This is a genomic window from Rhizobium sp. P2_G9 (assembly GCF_056403475.1).
On record NZ_JBFUFK010000055.1, the window covers coordinates 1 to 21,876 of the forward strand.

At 62.2% G+C, this 21,876-nt stretch carries 16 protein-coding genes and 3 pseudogenes; 9 read left to right on the forward strand and 10 right to left on the reverse strand.

Translation table 11 applies throughout. The features are described from left to right. The first annotated feature begins 444 nt into the window (after positions 1-444). Positions 445-2,058: an ABC transporter substrate-binding protein gene (locus tag AC1DYF_RS33575; RefSeq protein WP_477882351.1), complete on the forward strand. Its 1,614-nt coding sequence runs from the start codon at positions 445-447 to the stop codon at positions 2,056-2,058. After that, positions 2,055-2,930 (forward strand): alpha/beta hydrolase fold domain-containing protein, encoded by an 876-nt coding sequence (locus AC1DYF_RS33580; RefSeq protein ID WP_477882353.1) that lies wholly within the window; start codon positions 2,055-2,057, stop codon positions 2,928-2,930. Before AC1DYF_RS33575 ends, AC1DYF_RS33580 begins: the two co-directional genes overlap by 4 nt. A 146-nt stretch (positions 2,931-3,076) precedes the next feature. Here the strand turns inward: AC1DYF_RS33580 and AC1DYF_RS33585 are convergent, their stop codons facing one another. From AC1DYF_RS33585 to AC1DYF_RS33615, 7 genes and pseudogenes are all read right to left on the reverse strand, one after another. Next, positions 3,077-4,852 (reverse strand): adenylate/guanylate cyclase domain-containing protein, encoded by a 1,776-nt coding sequence (locus tag AC1DYF_RS33585; RefSeq protein ID WP_477882355.1) that lies wholly within the window; start codon positions 4,850-4,852, stop codon positions 3,077-3,079. A 203-nt stretch (positions 4,853-5,055) separates the two neighbouring features. Further along, positions 5,056-6,180, reverse strand: a complete 1,125-nt coding sequence (locus tag AC1DYF_RS33590; protein ID WP_477882356.1) for a class II histone deacetylase — start codon at positions 6,178-6,180, stop codon at positions 5,056-5,058. Between the two features lie 172 nt (positions 6,181-6,352). Then, a complete protein-coding gene (locus AC1DYF_RS33595) occupies positions 6,353-7,162 on the reverse strand; it encodes a 3-methyl-2-oxobutanoate hydroxymethyltransferase (protein ID WP_477882358.1) in 810 nt (269 codons plus the stop codon). 11 nt (positions 7,163-7,173) lie between these two features. Further along, a complete protein-coding gene (locus AC1DYF_RS33600) occupies positions 7,174-7,956 on the reverse strand; it encodes a TIM barrel protein (RefSeq protein ID WP_477882360.1) in 783 nt (260 codons plus the stop codon). A gap of 5 nt (positions 7,957-7,961) precedes the next feature. Then, a complete protein-coding gene (locus AC1DYF_RS33605) occupies positions 7,962-8,273 on the reverse strand; it encodes a MocE family 2Fe-2S type ferredoxin (RefSeq protein ID WP_477882361.1) in 312 nt (103 codons plus the stop codon). 287 nt (positions 8,274-8,560) lie between these two features. Continuing rightward, positions 8,561-9,375 (reverse strand): annotated as a pseudogene (locus tag AC1DYF_RS33610) (ATP-binding cassette domain-containing protein). Continuing rightward, a pseudogene (locus AC1DYF_RS33615) lies at positions 9,372-10,031 on the reverse strand (ABC transporter permease); the annotation flags it as partial. The pseudogenes AC1DYF_RS33610 and AC1DYF_RS33615, both read right to left, overlap by 4 nt. Here AC1DYF_RS33615 and AC1DYF_RS33620 point away from each other — a divergent pair. After that, a pseudogene (locus AC1DYF_RS33620) lies at positions 10,011-10,211 on the forward strand (oxidoreductase C-terminal domain-containing protein); the annotation flags it as partial. The pseudogenes AC1DYF_RS33615 and AC1DYF_RS33620 sit on opposite strands and share 21 nt — an antisense overlap. Positions 10,212-10,234: 23 nt before the next feature. Here AC1DYF_RS33620 and AC1DYF_RS33625 read toward each other — a convergent pair. Then, positions 10,235-11,599, reverse strand: a complete 1,365-nt coding sequence (locus tag AC1DYF_RS33625; protein ID WP_477882362.1) for a sensor histidine kinase — start codon at positions 11,597-11,599, stop codon at positions 10,235-10,237. Then, positions 11,599-12,288, reverse strand: a complete 690-nt coding sequence (locus AC1DYF_RS33630) for a response regulator (protein WP_477882363.1) — start codon at positions 12,286-12,288, stop codon at positions 11,599-11,601. The genes AC1DYF_RS33625 and AC1DYF_RS33630 overlap by 1 nt, the downstream gene beginning before the upstream one ends. Before the next feature lie 194 nt (positions 12,289-12,482). On the opposite strand from AC1DYF_RS33630, the gene AC1DYF_RS33635 reads away from it, so the two are divergent. The 4 genes from AC1DYF_RS33635 to AC1DYF_RS33650 all read left to right on the forward strand — a co-directional run bounded on the left by AC1DYF_RS33635 (position 12,483) and on the right by AC1DYF_RS33650 (position 18,736). Continuing rightward, a complete protein-coding gene (locus tag AC1DYF_RS33635) occupies positions 12,483-13,892 on the forward strand; it encodes an efflux transporter outer membrane subunit (RefSeq protein WP_477882365.1) in 1,410 nt (469 codons plus the stop codon). After that, positions 13,889-14,980 carry an efflux RND transporter periplasmic adaptor subunit gene (locus AC1DYF_RS33640; protein WP_477882367.1) on the forward strand — a complete coding sequence of 364 codons (1,092 nt, stop codon included), beginning with the start codon at positions 13,889-13,891 and terminating at the stop codon, positions 14,978-14,980. Before AC1DYF_RS33635 ends, AC1DYF_RS33640 begins: the two co-directional genes overlap by 4 nt. Beyond that, positions 14,977-18,060 (forward strand): efflux RND transporter permease subunit, encoded by a 3,084-nt coding sequence (locus AC1DYF_RS33645; RefSeq protein ID WP_477882368.1) that lies wholly within the window; start codon positions 14,977-14,979, stop codon positions 18,058-18,060. Before AC1DYF_RS33640 ends, AC1DYF_RS33645 begins: the two co-directional genes overlap by 4 nt. Before the next feature lie 91 nt (positions 18,061-18,151). Further along, positions 18,152-18,736 (forward strand): TetR/AcrR family transcriptional regulator, encoded by a 585-nt coding sequence (locus AC1DYF_RS33650; protein WP_477882370.1) that lies wholly within the window; start codon positions 18,152-18,154, stop codon positions 18,734-18,736. A 45-nt stretch (positions 18,737-18,781) separates the two neighbouring features. On the opposite strand, the gene AC1DYF_RS33655 is transcribed toward AC1DYF_RS33650, so the two are convergent. After that, positions 18,782-19,939, reverse strand: a complete 1,158-nt coding sequence (locus AC1DYF_RS33655) for an LLM class flavin-dependent oxidoreductase (protein WP_477882371.1) — start codon at positions 19,937-19,939, stop codon at positions 18,782-18,784. 105 nt (positions 19,940-20,044) lie between these two features. Here AC1DYF_RS33655 and AC1DYF_RS33660 point away from each other — a divergent pair, with 105 nt between their 5' ends. After that, a complete protein-coding gene (locus AC1DYF_RS33660) occupies positions 20,045-20,749 on the forward strand; it encodes a GntR family transcriptional regulator (protein ID WP_477882457.1) in 705 nt (234 codons plus the stop codon). An 11-nt stretch (positions 20,750-20,760) separates the two neighbouring features. After that, entirely contained in the window at positions 20,761-21,873 is a 1,113-nt protein-coding gene (locus AC1DYF_RS33665) for a Gfo/Idh/MocA family protein (RefSeq protein WP_477882373.1), read from the forward strand. The last annotated feature ends 3 nt before the right edge of the window (positions 21,874-21,876 follow it).

The following is a 21,876-nucleotide window of genomic DNA, read 5'->3' on the forward strand; positions in this document are numbered from 1 at the left end:
GCTACGCGGCCGGCCGATGGCCGACCCTTGCCCCGCTCTGCGCGCGATGCCATACAAAACCGTAAGGTCGGGACGAACAGGAAGGCCAACCCGTCGAACAAACAGGAAATCCCTAACTCATACCTTGACAGCAAAATCCTCATGTGAGGAGGGAGAATGACTCGTGGCACGCTCACCGCTCCAAATAAACATCACTGGGAATGCGACGGTAGAGTGGAGGCGAGCGAGCGCCCCCATCCACTCTCCCCCCTTGTGGGGGAGATGTCCGGCAGGACAGAGGGGGGTGTGCCACAAGCGATTGTCCTGGTCTTCGAAACCAAACCCTGCACATTTTTCACCAAATCCTGCTCATTCGAGACTGGTCACCACTCGTAGGATGATCGCCGCGAAAGACCTGAAAACCGGGCGCTCGCAGGGGAACCAATCAACAGGATGGAGACGGAAATGGCCGATACCGAAAACAAGTCCGCATTATCGGAACTTAAGGCACATGCGCTTTCCGGAAGGATCAATCGCCGCGGCTTCATGCAGGGCGCGTTGGCTCTGGGGCTGGGGGTCACAGCCGCTTCGAGCCTCTGGACGCGTGAAGTCGCGGCGGCCACGCCGAAGAAGGGCGGCACCTTCCGCGTCGGCCTTGATGATGGCAACACGTCCGATACGCTCGATCCGACGACCTACAATTCGCGCTTCATGATCACCATGGCCCATACGCGCAACAATTTCCTCACCGAAATCGCCCCGGACAATACAGTGACCGGCGAACTGGCGGAAAGTCTGGAAGCGTCGAAGGATGCGAAGACCTGGACCTTAAAGCTGCGCAAGGGCGTGGAATTCCACAACGGCAAGACTTTCGATGCCAAGGATGCGGCGGCCTCGCTCAACCTGCATCGCGGCGCTCAGTCGAAATCCGCCGCCAAGCCGCTGCTGTCGGCCATCGACGAGATCAAGGTCGATGACAACAATACGCTGGTGCTGAAGCTCAAGCAGGGCAATGCCGACATTCCCTTTGCGCTGACCGACTATCATCTGATCATGCTGCCGCTCGGCAAGGACGGCAAGATAGATCCGCTCGACAATGCCGGCACCGGCGGCTATGTGCTCGACAGTTTCGAGCCGGGCGTGCGCGCAACGATGAAGCGTTTCGCCAATTACTGGAAGCCGGACAAGGCGCATTTCGACGAGGTCGATTTCACCGCCGCCAATGACGTCGTCGCCCGGCAATCGGCGCTGCAATCGACCACCTTCGATGCGATCATCGAATGCGACTACAACACCGTCGACCTGATGGCCCAGGACGATGGCATCAAGGTGGACGAGGTGCCGTCCGGCACGCATGTCGGCATGCCGATGTTCTGTGACGCCAAGCCGTTCAGCAATCTCGATCTCAGGATGGCCCTAAAGCTCGCCACCGACCGCGAGCAGCTGATGAAGCGGGTGCTGAAGGGCCATGGCTCTATCGGCAACGACCAGCCCATCGCGCCGACTATGCCCTTCTATGACGCCGGCCAGAAGCAGCGGCCCTACGATCCCGACCAGGCCCGCGCGCTGATCAAGAAGGCCGGCCTCGACGGCCTGACGATCCAGCTCTCGGCCGCCGACACCGTGATTACCGGCGCCACGGACATGGCGGTGCTGTTCGCCGAAATGGCCAAGAAGATCGGCGTCAATGTCGAGGTCAAGCGCGAGGTCAATGACAGCTACTGGAGTGACGTCTGGCTGAAGAAGCCGTTCTGCATGGCCGGCTGGGGCCAGCGTCCGACGCCGGATATCATCTTCTCGCTCGGCTATGCCAAGGGCGCCGATTGGAATGAATCGCATTTCGACAATGACCGCTTCAACAAGCTCCTGATCGAGGCGCGTGCCGAGATCGAAACCAAGAAGCGCGCGGAGATGTATGGCGAAATGCAGCGCATCGTCAGCGACAAGGGCGGCACGATCATCCCGTTCTTCCGCAACTGGATCTATGCGCGGCGCTCCAACGTCATGCATGGCGAAAAGCTGTCCGCCAGCTGGCCGCTCGACGGCGCCCGCGGCGCCGAGCGCTGGTGGTTCGCATGACATCGCGGGAGCCTCGGCGAGAGGGCGAACCCGCCGCGGCTCCGCCGGCGCTCGATTGGCTGAATGGCGATGTGGCGATGCTGCGACGTGAATACGAGCGACAGCGGGCCAAGCCGATGCCGGCGTGGGCGGCGTGGGTGGAGGTCGGTGGCGGGAGTGCTCGGGTGTTGGCGCATGCCGCGTCGGGGCAGGGCGATGCAGCCATCGTCTATTTCCACGGCGGCGGCTTCATCGTCGGCTCGCCGCTGACGCATGCGGACATCACCGTGGCGCTCTGCCGGGAGAGCGGCTTGTCGCTTTATTCGGTCGATTATCGCCTGGCACCCGATTTCGTCGCGCCGGCGCCGGTCGAGGATGGCGTGGCTGCCGTCGCGCATCTGGTGAGGATGGGCGTCGGAAAAATCATCCTGTGCGGCGACTCTGCCGGCGGCGCGATAGCGCTGGCGCTGGAGGCCAGCCTGCCACAGGCGCTGCGGTCCAATGTCATTGCGGTCTGCAGTTTCTACGGCGCCGATGGCCGGCTCGACAGCCCGTCTCTGCTCGCACGCGGAAATCGCGCCGATGGAACCGATGCGGCCTGCGTGGGGCGCTATTTCGCTCTTGCCAACGGCGGCGCGGCGCAGAACGTCTATTCCTCCGCCCACATCGCTCGGCCTTCATCCGTGCCGGTTTACCTGATGGCTGCGGCCGACGACCCCCTGCTGGACGATAGCCTTGAAATGGCAGCGGCGCTTCGGGCTTGTGGACGGACAGTCGTTATCGACGTGGTCGAGGGGGAGGGGCACGGCTTTTTGCACAATGTCGATGTGTCCGCCAAGCCCGCGGCCGCGATGAAGCGCGTCGCGGCCTGGATATCGGCTAGGGTACGGTGAGCGTGCGAGCCTGAGCGGAAGGCCGCCTGGAGAAAGCGGTCGGGCTGTGCCAGCGGAAATTTGCGCTTTGTTCAGGACGGCCAAAGGAGCGACATAACCGGGAATTGGTATCTCAATGCCGCGCCCGTTCGCCCCTGAGATACCATTCAGTCCGTAAGCCCGGCCTTCGCCACGCCCTCTCGTATCCTGTCTCCATATTCCTGGTTCCGAAACGGCAGGCGAGCCAGGTGCCCCTCGAATGAATATTTCGGGTTTACGTCTTTCAGCTCTTGCCACACGCGCCTGGCCTCGTCGACCTCACCGAGGTGACCCAGTGTGGCTGCCAGGAAGGCACGCGAAAGGTCGGTCTTCGGCGAAAGGTGGATCCGTTCGCGAAAGGCTGCTGCCGCCGCCTCGTATTGACCGGCCACCAGATAGGCCGAACCGAGGAAATGCAGGTATTGTTGAGAGAAACCCGGTTCCAGGCGCATGGCGCGCTCAATATCCGGGACCGCTTCCAATGGATGGCCCAGATAGACCAGGGCTAGACCGCGTGTTCCATAAGCAAGCGCATAGTTCGGATTGAGCTCCAGCGCCTTCTCCACCGCGGATCTGGCACCGTCCAGGTCTCGCTTCCAAATCGCAATGACGGCGGCGGCATAATGCGCATAGGGTTCGTTCGGTCCTTTTTCTATGGCTTGTGCTGCGAAATGAGCGGCCAGATCAAGGCCATCTGGCGTGTCGGCCCAACGGTTCTGGAAGTCGAGACAATAAGCCATGCCGAGCCCTGCATAAGGCTCCGCGTAGTTGGGATCGAAGTCGATCGCGCGCCTTAGGATTTCGACGATCTGAAGGAAGACGTCGCGATTCTTGGTCGATCCCAGCAACAGTTCACGTCCGCGCAGAAAGCAGTCATGCGCCTCGATATTGTTGGTGCGATTGACCGCCAGCAGCGCCTTTTCAGATGGCCGGAGCGTCACTTTGAGCGCCTGGACGATCTGAAGGGTCACCTCGTCCTGGACCGCGAATATATCCGTCATCTCGCGATCGTAGCGTTCGGCCCAAAGATGCCCGCCGCTTGTTGCATCGATCAGCTGGGCCGTGATGCGGACACGGTTTCCGGCGCGGCGGATCGATCCTTCGAGCACGAATGCGACCCCGAGATCGCGCCCCACGACCCGTAGATCGGGACTCTTGTGCTTGTAGGCAAAGCTCGAATTGCGTGCCACCACCAGCATTCCGGCAATCTTGGAAAGGTCGGTAATGATGTCCTCGGTGATGCCGTCCGAGAAATATTCCTGCTCGGGATCACCGCTCATATTGTCGAAGGGCAGAACCGCGATCGATGGCTGCGGCTTCGCGGCCGGCCTTGCACTGACCGGAGCTGCAGGCGGATCAGGGAGGGCAATGTTGGGGAAGAGGTTGACGTTATAGACCCGCACCGGCCGCTCGATGTTCTTCAGCGTCTGCTCACCGGTATCCTCGAATGTAAGCTCAAGCTTGTTGCCGACACTGTCCCTGACCGAGCCGGACACGGCAACGCCGCCTGGCTTGGCTACACTTTCGATCCGTGCCGCGATGTTGACGCCGTCGCCGAAGATGTCGTTGTCTTCGAAAATGATATCACCGAGATTGATGCCGATCCGGAATTCGAGGCGCCGATCCTCAGGCACATCGCGATTGCGCTCGCGCATTCCTTGCTGGATGTCGATAGCGCAGGCGACGGCGTTCACCACGCTCGGGAACTCGACCAGCATGCCGTCACCGGTATGCTTGACGATCCTGCCCTTGTGCTCGGCAATCTTGTGGTCCAGCAATTCGCGTCGATGGGCCTTGAACGCTGCAAGGGTGCCATTCTCGTCGACGCCCATGAGGCGGCTGTAGCCGACCACATCAGCAGCAAGGATCGCTGCCAAACGGCGTTGCGTCACTCCCTTGGTCATGGCCGGATGCGTCCTGATCTATGCGGCTCTCTCCCGGAGCCGGAGCCCAGCACAGTAGCAGAAAYGAAATCCAGAACAATCATGGCCCGGATTACGATTGCCGACCTCTTGGATCGGACCAACGAAGATTCAAACCTGGCCGGTAAATTCTTCCGGCTCAGGAGTGCATTCATTGCTGCGACGGAACATGGCAGTTTTCGTTCTTAGAAACTGTGTCTCGAAAAGACCTCGGCCATCTTGTCGATAAGACCCGTCTGGTAGGCGGTGAAATCGGCATTGGGCTGCTGGAAATCGAGCCGCACTGCGAGCGGATCGGGTGCCGTAATCGACGAGCCGGCGAGCGTGGAGATTACGGCATGGCCACAGAACGGCACATGCGCTTCGGAATAGCCGCCTTCGTGGACGAGCAGCAGGCGGCCGCCGCAGAGATCGTCGGCGGCCTGCATGGCGAGCCGGGTCATCTCGGCGAAGGTCTTGGACGACGCCATCATGCGCGACAGCGGATCGACGCCGGAGGCATCGAAGCCGCAGGCGACGACGATCATGTCGGGTCTGTAGGCACGGAGCGCCGGAAGCACGATTCGCTCGAAGGCGTGCAGATAGCCGGCATGGCCGGTGCCGGGGATCATCGGGATATTGATGTTGCAGCCCTCGCCGCGGCCCGAGCCGCGATCCTCGACGCGGCCGGAATCGCGCGGATAATTGTTCTCCTGGTGCAGCGAGATCGTCAGTACGTCGGCGCGGTCATAAAAAATCGTCTCTGTGCCGTTGCCGTGATGGACGTCCCAGTCGATGACGGCGATGCGCCCGGCGCGTTTTTCGGCGAAGGCTGCCTCGATGGCAATGGCGATATTGGCGAGCAGGCAGAAGCCCATCGGCTTGTCGGGCAGGCAATGATGGCCGGGCGGGCGCGACAGCGCATAGGCATTGCGCTGCCGGCCGGAAAGCACGCCGCGCATGGCCTCGGTCGCCAGCCCGGCCGAGATCGCCGCGATATCATAGCCGCCGGGGCCGAAGGGCGTGCGCTCGCCGAGCTCGCCGCCCTTGCCATCCGACAATTGCTTGAAGGCCTGCAGATAGGCGGCGGGATGCACCCGGCGCAGTTCCTCTTCGGTTGCCGGCGGCGTGGATGACACCGACAATTCCTCAATCAAGCCAGTGACATGCAGTAGGTTCTTCAACCGCCGCTTGGTCTCGGGATTTTCCGGCAGGCCGCCGGCGGCGAGCGGCTGCACCAGTCCGCCGACCGGCATGAGGAAGGCATAGCTGCCGCCGGAATGCCAAAAGCATTTCTCGTCCCACCAGAAGCCGGTGCTCGATGTCGTCATGGATAATCCTCCGCTTGCGTCGTCGCCTCGTGGCGTTCAGGCTGCTGTATCGATGCCGACATATTTGCGTTCGGTAAAGGCCCCCATTCAGTCGTGGGAACTGCCGAGCCAGAGGTCGGATTGCTCACGCCGCCGAAGGGAGGCCGACGTCGCTGCGGACGACCCTGGAGCTTCAGCCCGTGACGCGCTTCCTGAAACTCTCGAACTCGTCATCGGAAATCGGCACCACGTGCTGGGTCGCCGGATAGGCGCCGGTCTGGACGTCGGAGATGAATTCCTTGAACGCCGAAACCCGTTCCTGCTGCAGCCGTTCGAATTCCGCGGCGAAGTTGCGATAGGTCTTGGCGTGGCGGGGCTTGTGGCCGCGTGTGTGGCCGAGGACGTCTTCGGTGAACAGATATTGCGCGTCGGCGCCGGGGCCGGCGCCCATGCCGAGCATGATCAGCGGCGTCGATTTGGAAATCAGTTCGGCGACACGGTCCGGCACGACTTCGAGTTCGGCGCCGAAGCAGCCGATCGTTTCCAGCCGCTTGACGTGATCCCAGACGGCCTTGGCGCTGTCGGCCGTCTTGCCGACGGCCTTGAAGCCGCCCGTCCAGGTGTTTTGCGACGGGATCAGGCCGACATGGGCGACGACCGGCACGGCATTGTCGGCGAGCAATTTCTGGATATCCAGCGAAGCGGCGCAATAGAAGCAATCGCCGCCCATGGCCATGAAGTGGAAGGCCTCGCGCAGATAGTCGTCACCGGTTGCCAGCTTGCCGGCGGGGCCATAGGGCAGGCCCACCTGGACGAAGCATTTTCCTGCCGCCTCGCGCATTTCCGGGCTGAAATAGCGGCCCTCGATGGAAAGCATATCAACGCCCGCTGCATCGGCGGCTTCGGCTTCTTCCAGCGTTCTGACGAAGAGCATCGTGATCTTCTGGCCGCGCGCCTTCATTGCGCGGATATCGGCCACTGTCGGCCGTTTGCTATTGCCCATATTCTTCCACCTCACACTGTAAATGCTGCACGAAAAGCTTCGAGAGCCGTTTCGGGGTCGCCGGAGGCATAGGCCTCCATGGCGACCGGACCCGAATAGCCCATAGTCTTTAGCGCCTTGGCGACACCGTGCCAATTGACTTCGCCGGTTCCCGGCTCAAATCGGCCGGGCACGTCGGCCACCTGGATTTCGCCGATCCAGGGCAGGCATTTTTTGCACATTTCGATCAGGTTTCCTTCGCCGATCTGCACGTGATAGAGGTCGAGATTGAGCTGCAGGCGCGGATGGTCGATGCTGGAGACCAGAGCCAGCGTGTCCTCGGCGCGGCCGAATGGAACACCGGGATGGTCGACCAGGAGGTTGAGGTTTTCGAGCGCGAAGGTGACGTTTTCCTCTTCCGCCAGCTCGACGACCCGCAGAAGGGTGTCGCGCGCCTTGAGCCACATCACGCCGGTGGCGACCTCGATCGGCTGGACGGGCAGTCCGCGATCGCCGAGGCCAGTGCCATGCAGGTTGAGCCGCTGCACGCCGAGCCGTTTGCCGATCTGAGCCGTTTCGCGCGCGGTCCTGATCAGTTCGTCCGCCCCTTCGTCATCGATGAGGCGGCCCGTGAGATAGCCGTTCATGATGGTGAAGGTGGCGCCGGTGGCTTCGAGCTTGGCGATGTCATGCGCAGGCCAGTTCCACAGGCCGACGCCAAAACCCATGTCCTTCAGTTTGCTCGCGCGCCATTCGATCGGGCGGTCGCGCCAGAGCATTTCCGCGCAGGCGGCGAGAGAGAATTGTGCGGTCATAATGTTCAGATCTCGATGAAGACGCGGTCGTTCTCGACCTTGGTGGGATAGGTTTTCAGGTTGACGCAGACCGGCATGCGCACGGCCTCGCCCGTGCGATAATCGAACACGCCGTTATGCTTCGGGCATTCGATCGTATAGTCCATGACGAGGCCGTCGGCGAGGTGCACTTTTTCATGCGTGCAGAGGCCGTCGGTGCAAAAATGGGCGTCATCGGGGCTGCGATAGACGCAGAATGTCTGGCCCTGGTGGTTGAAGCGGATCACCTCTTCGGTCTCGACGTCATCGACCCCGCAGGCCTCTACCCATTGTGGCATGTCTCGCACTCTCTTCGTCGTTGTCGTTCATCTGTAGGGTGCGGCCCGGGCGGACCCGGGCCGCAACTTTGTCCGCCGTGGAGGTGACGGACTTCGGGAGCAGGGCGATCGCATGTGGGATAAAGACCCTCTCTGGCCTGCCGGCCATCTCCCCCACAAGGGGAGAAGACTTGCGGCACGCTCCTTGCCTCAATTGGAGCACGGCGGAGCCGCAGGTTAAGCCCCGCCTCCTTGTGGGGAGGGGTCTTTGAGTCATATGCGATAGAGCTGGCAATTCTCCACTTACGCTACATGGCAGCCTCAGCCGCTTCCGACTGCGCCACCATGTAGCCCTCAATTTCCTTCTCCAGTTCGGCCATCTGCTCGCCACCTGCCATCAGATCGGTGATCTCCTCTCGGCTTTTCTCGCCCTTGCGGAAATCGGCTGCCTTGGCGCCGCGGATCAGCACGGCGAAATGATCGCCGACGGTCAGCGCATGCACGACATTGTGGGTGATGAAGATCACCGCAATGCCTTTTTGCCGCGCCTGCAGGACGATCCGCAGCACATGCGCCGCCTCTTTCACGCCGAGCGCCGCTGTGGGTTCGTCGAGGATCAGCACATTGGCGCCGAAATGCACTGCGCGTGCGATCGCCAGCGCCTGGCGCTCGCCGCCGGAAAGGCCGCCGACCAGGCGGTCGCCATCATCGATGCGGGTGATGCCGAGTTCGCGCATTTCCTTGAGGGCGATCTCGTTGGCCCGCTTGCGATCGTAGACGGTGAATGGTCCGACCCGCCTTGTCGGTTCCGCGCCGACGAAGAACGAACGCCCGATGCTCATCAGAGGAAGGTGCCGCCGAACTGGTGGACGGTGGCGATCCCATGCTCGCTTGCTTCCCTGGGGCCTTCGAACTCGACTGCCTTGCCACCGACTTCCATAGTGCCCGAGGTCGGCTTGTGGACGCSGGAGAAGACCTTGATCAGCGTGCTCTTGCCGGCGCCATTGTCGCGGAGCAGGCAGAGGACTTCGCCGGCGTGGACATCGAGCGAAATGTCGTTGAGGACATCGATCGGTCCGAAGGATTTGCAGACATTGGTCAGTTTGATGAGAGGCGTCTTCATCCGCGTATCCCCTTCTTGATCCGCGGCGCGTAACTCAGCGCCATGGTGCGGAATGTGTTGTTCATCAGCACGGCCGCCAGCAGCAGCACGCCGATGATCAGCGAGGCCCAGTTGGCGTCGAAGCCGGTGTAGAAAATGCCCTGATTGATGATCGAGAAGGTCAGCGTGCCCAGCACGATGCCGACGACCGAGCCATAGCCGCCGGTAAGCAGCACACCGCCGACGACAACCGCGATGATGGAATTGAAGATGAAGGACTGGCCGGCCGCCACCTGGGCGCTGTTATAGAGCAACGCCTGGGAGAGGCCGACGAAGGCGGAGCACAGACCGCTGCCGACGAACAGCCAGATCGTCAGGCGTTCGGTCGGAATRCCGGCATTGCGGGCGCTCACCTGATCGCCGCCCATGGCGAAAATCCAGTTGCCGAAGCGCGAGACGTTGAGAATGAAGCCGACGATCGCGACGGCTGCGATCCACCAGAAGATCGTCACCTGGAATTTTCCGCCGACGAACTGGCCGAGCAGCATTTTGGCAGCCGGCCCACCCTTGAGCGCAACGCTGGTGCTTCCGGCCAGGATGACCGACAGGCCAAGCGTCAGCCCGGCGACCGCGAAGAGTGTCGCCAGCGTCACGACGAACGACGGGACCCGGGCGCGTTCATCCTCTTTCATCTCGGTGCCGAACGGCAAGTCGTAGCCGCCAGTGGTGTCGGCAGAGGCAATGCCGTGGCGAAAGACATAAGGCTGGCGGAAATGCTGATCCTGGCGAGGGTTCGGCCTCCGGAACAGGAACTCGCCTCGACATCCGTGCGCCTCAAGTCGTTGCTTGCAGCTTAGGCCTTTTTCAGGCGTAACAACCGTCAGGCTCCGGCCTTTTCTGCGCTTCTGGAAAGATGCAGGCGCACCGTCAGGCCGCCATTGCGATTGCTTACCGCCGAGACGCTGCCGCCATGTGCCTCGATGGCGCGGCGGGTGATCGCCATTCCCAGGCCATGACCGCTGACGCTGTCACTCGCATTGAGGCGCGTGAACGGATCGAACAGGCGGTCGACATCCTCCGGCGCGACGAAAGGCCCGAGATTGTGTATGGAGATGTTCAGCGTATCGATGCCGAGCGTCTTTGCCTTGATGGAAATGACACTGCCTTCGTTGGAATATTTGACGGCGTTGCGAACCACGTTTTCGATGGCGCGGTAGATCAATTCACCATTCACCTCCATGACGAAGCTTTCCGCGCCCTCGAAATCGATCCTTATGTCGCGCGCTTCGGCTTCGAATGCGGCGTCATCGATGATGACAGCGACAAGATCGAGTATATCAACCGCTTGCCGCTCCATGATAAAATTATCTGGCGTTCTGAGCCGTGCGAGGGTGAGAATCTGTTCGACCAGCCCGTCGAGCCGCTCGATCTCGCGCTCCATGCGCGGCAGCATGGCATCGAGCTTGGCGGGATTTTTCCGGACCAGACCAAGGGCGGCCTGCATGCGCGATAGCGGCGAGCGCAATTCGTGGGACACATCATGGAAGAGCTGCTTCTGGTTTTCCTGCAGTGCTTCCAGCTTGCCGGCGGTCACATCGAAATCGTGGCCTAGCGCGGTTATGCCGTCATTCCACCAGCCCCGGCGGGAGCCGACGCGCGCGGTGAAATTGCCGCCCGCCAGAGCGCTTAGCCCGGAACGCAGGGCGATGACCGGACGTGCAAGATAGCGCGTCAACACATAAGCCGAGACGATGCTGGTCAGAAACATGGCGGCCGGCGGCAGCATTTCGGGCGCATAGCTTTCGATGAAGCTGAGCTGTAGCTCCGGCACGTCGACATGATAGCAACGTCTGTTCTTCGCGTCGAATATCATTCGCTGCGTCCGGTTCTCACCTCTGCAAGTCGCCTCATCCATGATTTCGGGAGCAGGCGTGATCGTCACCAGCATCGGCTCGCGCCGTTGTCCCGGTGGCCCGTCGCCGAAATCGCCGGGCGGTGACATGGACTTGCCGAGCGTCGGCTCACGCGGTTGCGCCAATGCCGCGACATAGGTGCGCGCCGTCACGATCTCGCCTCGGGCGATCAACAGGGAAACCGTGTCGAACGCCTGCCACCGCTGCGATTCGAGCATTCCTCCCTTCGGCGGCAGCACTTTGAGATAGCTGTTGGCAAGCGTGATGAAGGCGATTGCGGCAAAGATCGTCAGCCAGATAGCGGCGAAGAACTGCCAGAAAATCCGCCCCATCAGCGCTCCGTCACCAGTTGATAGCCCTGGCCGCGCACGGTCCTGATCCAGGACTGTCCGTCGGGCTGCAGGCCGAGCTTCTGGCGTATGCTGGAAATGTGGACATCAATGCGGCGATCGAAGGCCGCCAGCGGCTGGCCGAAGGCCCGCTTGGCCATGTCGCGCTTGGACACAAGCTGGCCGGCGCTGCGCACCAGCACTTCCAGGATATTGAATTCGACGCCGGTCAGTTCCAGCGGCTGGTCCTTCCACTCGGCCGTGCGCGTGCCCGGATTGAGCGCCAGGTCGCCGCTCTTCAACGCGCCGGTCCCGCTGTCGGCCGAGTTGCGCTGGGTGCGTCGCAGAATGGCCCGCAATCGCGCCACCAGTTCGTCCGGCGTGCAGGGTTTCGAGACATAGTCATCGGCACCGAGATTGAGGCCGGTGATACGGTCGATATTGTCGCCGCGCGCCGTCAGCATCAGTACCGGAATATCGCTCGTCTTGCGAATTCGCTGCAGGATTTCGATGCCATTGAGTTTCGGCATCATGATGTCGAGGACGACGATGTCATATTGGCGCGACTGGACTTCCTCGACGCCGGCGCGGCCATCATTGATGGCCTGGGCATCGAATCCTTCGTCCACGAGATATTCGGACAGCAAGGATGTCAGCTCCACGTCATCGTCGATCAGCAGCACTTTCGTCATCGTATCCTTCTCCGGCCGGGCAGGCCGGCTTCGCCCCGATACACTCTTTAGTCAGGCCGTCGAGGGATTTTACTCAACTTTACACTTGCTTGACAGCACTTAACGCTCGCCAGCCTACATGACCACCATCAGCTTCAGTTTCAGCCCCTGATGGTGAAATGTTCTTTTGTTCTAAAACTCTCGGATGCCGGCCGATGAAGGCCGCTCTGACACTCGTTCTCTCGGCCGCACTGTGCAGTTGCGTTTCGATGCCGCGCGTCACGCCGGCGGAGCCCTATCTCGCTTCGCATTGGCAGGGCAGGCTTCCGCATGCCGGCAAGACGGCCAATCTGGTCGACTGGTGGTCCGGTTTCCACGATCCGGCGCTGACGAAACTGTTGGCGCTATCGCAGGTCAACAACACCTCGCTCGACGTGGCGATCGCCAATATCGATGCGGCGCGCGCCACCTATCAGTCCGAGACATCGAGCCTGTTTCCGTCGCTGACCGGCTCGGCCTCGGCGCTGCGGTCGGGCACGAATGCCAACACTGTGCAGAAGGTCGCCGCGTCGACGACGCGCTCGGGCGGGCTCGATGCCAGCTGGGAAGTCGATCTGTTCGGCAAGGCCAGGAACAATGTGAAGGCCGCCGATGCCAAGGTGACGGCACGGATTGCCGATTGGCATGACGCGCGCGTGTCGCTCGCCGCCGAAGTGGCCGACGACTACGTGCAATATCGCGCCTGCCGCCAGCTCGAAGCGACCTATCGCGACGAACTGGCATCGCAACAGCAGACAATCAAGGCAACAGAGCTCTCCGCCGTGACAGGGCTGAAATCAACGGCGGATTTGGCGCTTGTGCGGGCGAGTGCGGCGAGCTCATCCTCGTCCCTCACCGCACAGGCAGCCGAATGCGAAGTCCTGATCAAGTCGATGGCAGAATTGGCCGGTGGTGACGAGTTGCAGGTCCGCGATATCCTGAAAAGCGGTCCGCAGCGCATCCCTCAGCCGCGCAGCTTCTCGGTCCGCTCGGTGCCGGCCGATCTGCTGCGCCAGCGGCCCGACGTCTATTCGCTGGAGAAGGAAGTCGCGGCAAATGCGTTCGCGGCAGGGGCGGCCGAGGGCGATCTCTATCCCAGCCTGTCGCTTTCGGGATCGCTGACGCTCAACCACAACAGCCTGGCCGGCGCCAACCTGCCCTGGTCGTTCGGGCCGTCGCTGTCGGTGCCGCTCTTCGATGGCGGCCAGCGTCGTGCCGCCGTCAAACTGGCGAAGGCGGATTACGATCTGGCGGATGCGAATTACCGCGCCGGCGTGCTCTCGGCGGTCAAGGATGTCGAGACAGCCCTGGTGCATCTCGACAGTGCTCATCGGCAGCTATCCGACGCCGCCACGGCGGCGCGGGAATACAGGACCTATTTCCAGTCGGTCGATGAGAACTGGCGGGCCGGCGGTGCGAGCGTGCTTGACCGCGAGGAAGCGCGGCGGTCGGCCCAATCCGCCGAAATCACCCTGATCGGCCTGCGCCGCGACGCCGTCGAATATTGGATCGCGCTCTACAAGGCGCTGGGCGGCGGCTGGAGCGCGGACGACATCGCTGCTCCGTCGAAAGGAGAAAAAGGATGAACACCCCCAGGCGGACATTGACGGCGGTATCGATCGCAATGCTGTCCATCGCATTTTTCCCGTCCTATTCGTTGCCGGCGAATGAGCCGGTGGCGACGCCGGCACTGACGGTGAGCACCGTCAAGCCCGAGACGCTGGCCTGGGCGCAGTCGATCCCTGCGAGCGGCTGGCTTGCCGCCTGGCAGGAAGCATCGATCTCGGCCGAAGCCAGCCTGAAGATCGTCGATATCAGGGTCGAGGTCGGCTCGGTGGTCAAGAAGGGCGACGTGCTGGTGCAGTTGGAACAGGCCAGCGTGCTGGCCGACCTGCACAAGCAGGAAGCGGCTGTCGCGACGGCGCAGGCCAATCTCAAGCAAGCGGAGGCGAACGCCGCCCGTGCGCGAAAAGTCAACGGAACCGGTGCGCTCTCCCAACAGCAGATCAACGAATACCTGATCACTGAAGAAACGGCGACGGCTTCGCTTGCATCGGAAAATGCGGCACTCGAAAGCCAGCGCATCAAGCTCGACCAGACGACGATCCGTGCCGTCGACGATGGCGTCATCTCGTCCAGTTCCGCGACGCTGGGTGCAGTGACATCTTCGGGATCGGAACTCTTCCGCATGATCCGCCAGCAAAAGATCGAGTGGCAGGCGGAAATATCGGCCCGCTATATCAACAACATGCATCCCGGCCTGAAAGCGCGGATTGATGTGCCTGACGGCACGCATGTCTATGGCGTGGTGCGGCGCGTAGCGCCGACCGTCAGCAAGGATACGGGCAGGGCGGTCGTTTATGTCGAACTGCCTCCGTCCGACAGGCCCAAGGCCGGCTTCAATGTCAGCGGTGCGATCGAGCTCGACACGACATCGGCGCTGACCATCCCCGAAAGCGCCTTGGTCTTCAATGACGGCATGAGCTATGTCTTCACCGTCGCCAATGACGATCATGTCACGCGCCGCAAGGTTGAGATCGGCCGCCGCTGGGATGGCCGTGTGGAAGTGCTGTCGGGCGTTGCCGACGGCGCTGTGGTCGTCGCTGCCGGCGGCGCATTCCTTTCCGATGGATCGCTGGTCAAGGTGGTGCCGACCGAAGAGGCGGCGCAATGAATATTTCCGCCTTCTCGATCCGCAATCCGGTTCCCGCCATCCTGCTTTTCGCACTGCTGACGGTCTGCGGCCTGCTCGCCTTCTCGAAACTGTCGGTGCAGCAATTCCCCGATATGGACCTGCCGACGATCGCCATCTCGGCCTCGCTCGAAGGAGCCGCGCCGTCGCAGCTCGAAACCGAGGTGGCGCGCAAGATCGAGGATAAGCTCGCCTCGCTGAGCCAACTCGATCACATCGCCACCACGATCACCGATGGCGCGGTGTCGATCAGCGTCTCCTTCGAGATCGGCAAGGATACCGAGGCGGCGCTGAGCGAAGTGCGCAATGCCGTCGACAGCGCCAGCCCGGATCTGCCGACGGACATGGCGACGCCGCAGGTGTCGAAGAAGTCCGTGCAGTCCACAGCGTTGCTTACCTATGTCATCCAGTCCGACAAGCTGGATGAAACCGAACTTTCCTGGTTTGTCGACAATGACCTCACCAAGGCCCTGCTCACGGTCAAAGGTGTGGGAGAAGTCGATAGAGCCGGTGGCGTCGATCGCGAAGTCCATGTGGATCTCTACCCCGTCCTCATGACTTCGCTCGGCGTCACCGCATCTGATATATCGACCGCGCTGAAGTCCGTGCAGATCGACGAATCCGGCGGCAAGGCCGATATCGGCGGCCGGCAGCAGACCATCCGCCTGCTGGGTGCCGTGTCGTCCGTCGACGAGATTTCGGCGCTGTCGATCCCGCTCTCCGGCGGTGTCAGCGTCCGCCTCGACCAGGTCGCCAAGGTCAGCGACACGGTCGCGGATCGCACCTCGCTGGCGACTTTTGATGGCAAACCGGTGATCGCGGTGCAGATCAAGCGCTCGAACGGCTTTTCCGACACCGGCGTGGTGAAGGATATCCGCGCCGCGATGCAGAGTTTCGAGGCCGCTCATCCCGGCGTCACCATCACCGAGGCGAGCAACTCCGTCGCGCCAATCCAGTCGAACTACGAGTCGTCGATGCACATGCTCTACGAGGGCGCGCTGCTGGCGATCATCGTCGTCTGGCTTTTCCTGCGCGACTGGCGCGCCACGATGCTTTCGGCCGTCGCACTGCCGCTGTCGATCATCCCCACCTTCCTGGTGGTCTATTTCGCCGGTTTCAGCCTCAACACGATCTCGCTCCTGGCGCTGTCGCTGGTGGTCGGGATCCTCGTCGACGATGCGATCGTCGAGGTGGAGAATATCGCGCGGCACCTACGCATGGGCAAGACGCCGATGCAGGCGGCGATGGAAGCAGCCGACGAGATCGGGCTTGCCGTGATCGCCACGACCTTCACCCTGGTTGCCGTTTTCCTTCCGACGGCCTTCATGAGCGGCATTCCGGGCCTGATCTTCCGCCAGTTCGGCGTCACCGCGGCCGTCGCCGTGGTCGCGTCGCTGATGGTCGCCCGTTTCCTGACGCCGATGATGGCGGCCTATTTCATGAAACCGAGGGATCATGTCGAGCGGGATGGCGCCGTGATGCGTCTCTATCTCAAACTCGTCCGCGCCTGCCTCAACCATCGCAAGCTGACGGTCTTGGGCGTCGTTCTCTTCCTTGCCGTGTCGCTGTCGGCGATCCCGCTGCTCAAGACCGGCTTTTTCCCGATGTCCGACAACGCGCAGACCAGCGTCACCATCACCTTGCAGCCGGGCAGCCAGCTCGCCGATACCGAAAAGGTGACCGCTGAGGCGACCGGCCTGATCAGCAAGGTCAAGGACGTCAGGCATGTCTTCGCCTCGATCGGCACCGCCTCGACCGGCGACCCGATGAATTCGTCGGAAACGGCCGATCCGACGACGGCGACGCTGACCGTCGACCTCACCTCCGTCGATGACCGCAGCCGCTCGCAAGCCGATGTCGAGGCCGATATCCGCAACGCGCTGACGGCGATCCCCGGCATCCGCCTCGAAGTCGGTACCGGCGGCAACGGCACCAAGCTGCAGGTGACGCTCGCCAGCGACGATGCCGATGCGCTCGACCTCGCGGCCAGTTCGGTCGAGAAGGATCTGCGCAGCCTCAAGGGCGTCGGCAACATCACCTCCAGCGCCTCGCTACAGGCTCCGGAAATCCAGATCATTCCGGATTTCCAGCGGGCGGCGGCGATGGGCGTGACGTCGGAGGATATTGCCAAGGTCGTACGCATCGCCACCAATGGCGACTATTCGTCCTTGCTCTCCAAGCTCAATCTGCCTGAGCGGCAGATCGCCATCCGTGTCCGGCTGGAGCCGTCGGTGCGCAACAGCACCGACGCCCTGTCGCAGTTGCGCGTCACCGGAACGAAGGGCGCCGTGTCGCTGGGATCGATCGCCACGATCCGGATCGGCGGCAGCGCTTCGCAGATCGATCGCCTCGACCGCTACCGCAACGTCACCTTTTCCATCGAGCTGAACGGCCGCGCGCTAGGCGATGTGATGAGCGAGGTGCGAAGTCTCTCGTCCATGCGCAACCTGCCCGGCAATGTGCATCTGGTCGAACAGGGTGAATTGGAGCGCATGTCGGAACTGTTCTCCAGCTTCGGCATCGCCATGGGCATCGGCATATTCTGCATCTACGCCGTCCTCGTCCTGCTGTTTCATGATTTCCTCCAGCCTGCGACCATCCTGATGGCGCTGCCGCTGTCGCTGGGTGGTGCGCTGGCGCCGCTGGTGATGACCGGCACAGCCTTCTCGATGCCGGCAGTGATCGGCCTGCTGATGCTGATGGGCGTGGTGACCAAGAACTCCATCCTGCTGGTCGAATACGCGATCGTCGCCCGCAGGCGCGGCCTGAACCGGATTCCGGCGCTTGTCGATGCCTGCCACAAGCGGGCGCGGCCGATCATCATGACGACGATCGCGATGGGTGCCGGCATGCTGCCGGTGGCGCTCGGGTTGAGCGGCGGGGATGCAAGTTTCCGCGCGCCGATGGCCATCGTCGTCATCGGCGGGCTGATCACCTCGACCTTCCTCAGCCTGCTGGTGATCCCCGTCATCTTCACCTTCATCGATGATCTCGGGCAGATCATCGCCAGCCCTTTCCGAAGCAAGCCAAACGCGGAGGCAAGCCTTGTCACGTCGCATTGAACAAAATCAACAGCTGATATCTCTGGGGACCGGGATGATGAGAAGCTTCAACGCCATAGCTCGACCAAGCGCGGGACGAGGCCGTCCGAAAGTGCGTTCCGATCAGGAGCAGATGGACATCGTCATCGCCGCAGCCATGGATATTTTCCTGAGGGTCGGCTTTGCCGCAATGCGGATGGATGACGTCTCGTCGGCCTGCACGATCTCCAAGCGGACGCTCTATCGTCTGTTTCCCAGCAAGCTCGATCTGTTCCGCTCACTGGTCGCTGCGCATGGCAAGAATTCGCTGGCCTTTGCCCGGGCAATCGAGGAGACATGCCTCGAGACCGCCCTGGTGAAGCTTTTGCGGGTCGATGTCGATCCCTGCACGGATTTGCCGCAAATGCGCTTCATCCGGCTGGCGCTCGCCGAAGCACATGTGGTTCCGGAACTCGAGGCAATCGTCAACGAGGACGGGTTCGAACGCGACAAGAAGCAGCTTGCCTTCTGGCTCACTGATTGGAAGGAGCGCGGCGCATCGCAGCTTGGCGACCCCTATGCCGCGGCATCGCTGCTGATCGACGTGCTCTACGCCTCAAGTCGTTTCTCGACCAACGGTGAAACACTATCGCCTGCCGCCAACCGGAACGACTATCTCAGGGAATGCATCCGGTATTTCGTCAATGGGGTGAAATGAGCCGAAACCGGGTGACGCATCAACGCGCATCGCTGGCGCGTTGCATCAGCGGCGCGGCCCATTCCCAAGCGGCGTTGCCGGCGTGTCGGCGGGCACGCGGCCATATTCATGCGGCAACGAACAGGTCTTCAACTGTGGCAAGACCTTGGTGCCAAAATGCTCGGCCTCGTCGAGATGCGGGTAGCCGGAAAAGATGAAGGCGCGGATGCCCATCTTGCGATAGGCTTCGAGTTCCGAAAGCACCTGGTCGGTCGAGCCGACGATGGCCGCACCGCAGCCCGAACGGGCGCGGCCGATGCCGGTCCAGAGATGCGGTTCGATATAGCCGAACTGGTCGGCAAGCTCGCGGGCGCGGGCCTGGTGGGCGACGCCGAGCGAGATGGAATCGTGCGCCCGTTCGCGGATCATGCGCCCATATTCGTCGTTCAGCTTAGAGACGAGGTGTTCGGCATAGTCCCGCGCCTCCTTCTCCGTGTCGCGGACGATCATATGGACGCGCAGGCCGTAGTCGAGCGTCCGGCCATGGGCGGCGGCGCGTTCATGGACGGCTTTCATCCGTTCGGCGAGCTGCTCTTTTTTTTCGGGCCACATCAGGTAGACGTCGCATTGCGCGCCGCAGAGCTCCAGCGCATCCGGCGAATAGCCGCCGAAATAGAGCAGCGGGCCGCCATTCTGCTGGTAGGGCTTTGCCGGATCCGTTGATACGCCCTTGAAGCGGTAGACCTCGCCGTCGAAGTCGATCGTGTCGCGCGTCCAGGCCTGGCGCAGGATTTCCACCACTTCATGGCTGCGGCGATAGCGGAAGGCGCTGTCGGCGATTTCGCCCGGGAAATCGGAACTGATGATGTTGAGCGTCAGCCGGCCCTTGAGCATGTGGTCGATTGTGGCGACGGTTCGCGCCAGCATGATCGGCTGCATCTCGCCGCAGCGGATGGCGGCGAGCATGCTGATCCTTTCGGTCAGCGGGGCGCAGGCGGCGACGAAGGACAGCGTATCCTGCCCAACCTGATAGGAAGAGGGGCAGAGGATGTTGCGGAAGCCAAGCTTTTCGGCTGTCTTCACGATGTCGGAGCAATGCTCGAAGCTCGATCGCAGCCGGCCGTCGGGGACGCCCAGATATTCATAATCATCGGAACAGAGGGCGGCGAACCAGGACACTTCGGCGGCGTCGAGATCGGCGGATGTTATCGGAACGACCGTCATGATCTTTCTCTCGGACTGAACTTTTCTCTTGCGTAACATCAAGTTTTATGTAGATCAATAGTGTATCAATTTTCGTTCCAGCGCCCTGGGAGGGCGCCGATGGACATGATCCAGACCGCCGGCAGCCTGCCGATCTACATCCAGATCGCCGAACTTTTGGTCCGCGACATCGCGGCCAACCGGCTGATCGACGGGGAGCGGCTGCCGCCGGAGCGCGACATGGCGGTTGAACTTGGGATCGCGGTCGGGACGCTGAGAAAGGCGTTGGCGGAGCTGGAGAAGCGCGGTCTTCTGGAGCGTAGGCAGGGGTCCGGCAACTATGTCCGCGCCATCAGCGATCCCGAGAGCGTCTATGCCATGTTCCGGCTGGAACTGCTGGAAGGCGGGGGCCTGCCGACGGCGGGGATCGTGAGCGTCGATCGCTGCCCCAAGCCGCCCGATCTGCCGCAATTCGGCACATCCGGCGAGGCGCACCGCATCCGCCGCATCCGCTGGCTTTCCGGCAAGCCCGCGGCGCTGGAGGAAATCTGGCTCGATGCCGGTTATGCGGAGGCGCTGAAGGCGGAGGAATTGTCGGAGTCGCTCTACCTTTATTATCGCCAGAAGCTCGGCCTGTGGATCGTGCGGGCTGAGGATCGTATCGGGCTCGGCACGGTGCCGGACTGGACGCCTGCCGAATTCGGCATGGTGGCCGGCGCGCCTGTGCCGCATGTGATGCGCATCAGCCAGGAACAGCATGGCGCCAAAGCCGAAGTGTCGCACACATGGTTCGATCCCGCGGTCGCCCGCTATGTGGCGCGTTTGAAATAGGGTTTTGCAGGATGACGTTGACTTACGGTCTGATCGGTTGCGGCATGATGGGGCAGGAGCATTTGCGCAACATAGCGCTTCTCCCCAACGCGCGGGTTGCGGCGATCTACGAGCCGGATGCCGGCATGCGCGCGATTGCCGGAGAAATGGCGCCCGGCTCGATCATGGCAGGCTCGATTGCCGAAGTGCTGGCGGTTGATGCGGTCAATTGCCTGCTGATCGTCAGCCCCAACTACCTGCATCTGCAGCAGCTGGAAGAAATTGCCGCGATCCGGCCGCTGCCGATCCTGGTGGAAAAGCCGCTGTTCACCGCGCCGGAGGATGCGCCGAGGCTCGCCGCCCTTCGTGCCGCCTATCCGGCGCCGATCTGGGTGGCTATGGAATACCGCTACATGCCGCCGGTGGCGCGGCTAGTTGAAGAGGCGGAGGCGCTGACAGGCGGCATCAAGATGCTGACCATCCGTGAGCATCGCTTTCCTTTTCTGGAAAAGGTCGGCGACTGGAACCGCCTCAATCGTAACACAGGCGGGACGCTGGTGGAGAAATGCTGCCATTTCTTCGACCTGATGCGCTTCATCCTCAAATCCGATCCAATGCGGGTGATGGCGTCGGGTGGGCAGTCGGTGAACCATCTGGACGAAGTCTATGGCGGCGAGCATTCCGATATCTGGGACAATGCTTATGTGATCGTCGATTTTGCCTCAGGCGCCAGGGCGATGCTGGAACTCTGCATGTTCGCCGAGGGCGCGCGCTACCAGGAGGAGATTTCTGCCGTCGGGCCGAAGGGCAAGATCGAGGCGCATGTGCCGGGGCCGGGCCGGTTCTGGCCTGATCATCTCGGCGCGCCGCCGGTGCCGCAGGTCATCGCTTCGCCACGCGATCCCAAGGGGCCGCGCCTGGTGGAAATCCCGGTTGATCCGGCACTGCTTGCCGCCGGCGATCACAATGGCTCGACGTTTTACCAGCATCAGCGCTTCCAGCGTGCGGCGCTCGGCAAGCAGGCGGTGGAAGTGACGCTCGAAGACGGCTGGTGGGCCGTTGCCATGGGCATGGCCGCCCAGCAATCGGCGATGACAGGCGAGGCCGTGCGTTTCGACAGCGTTCCCTACGGTGTGGTGCGGTGAAGC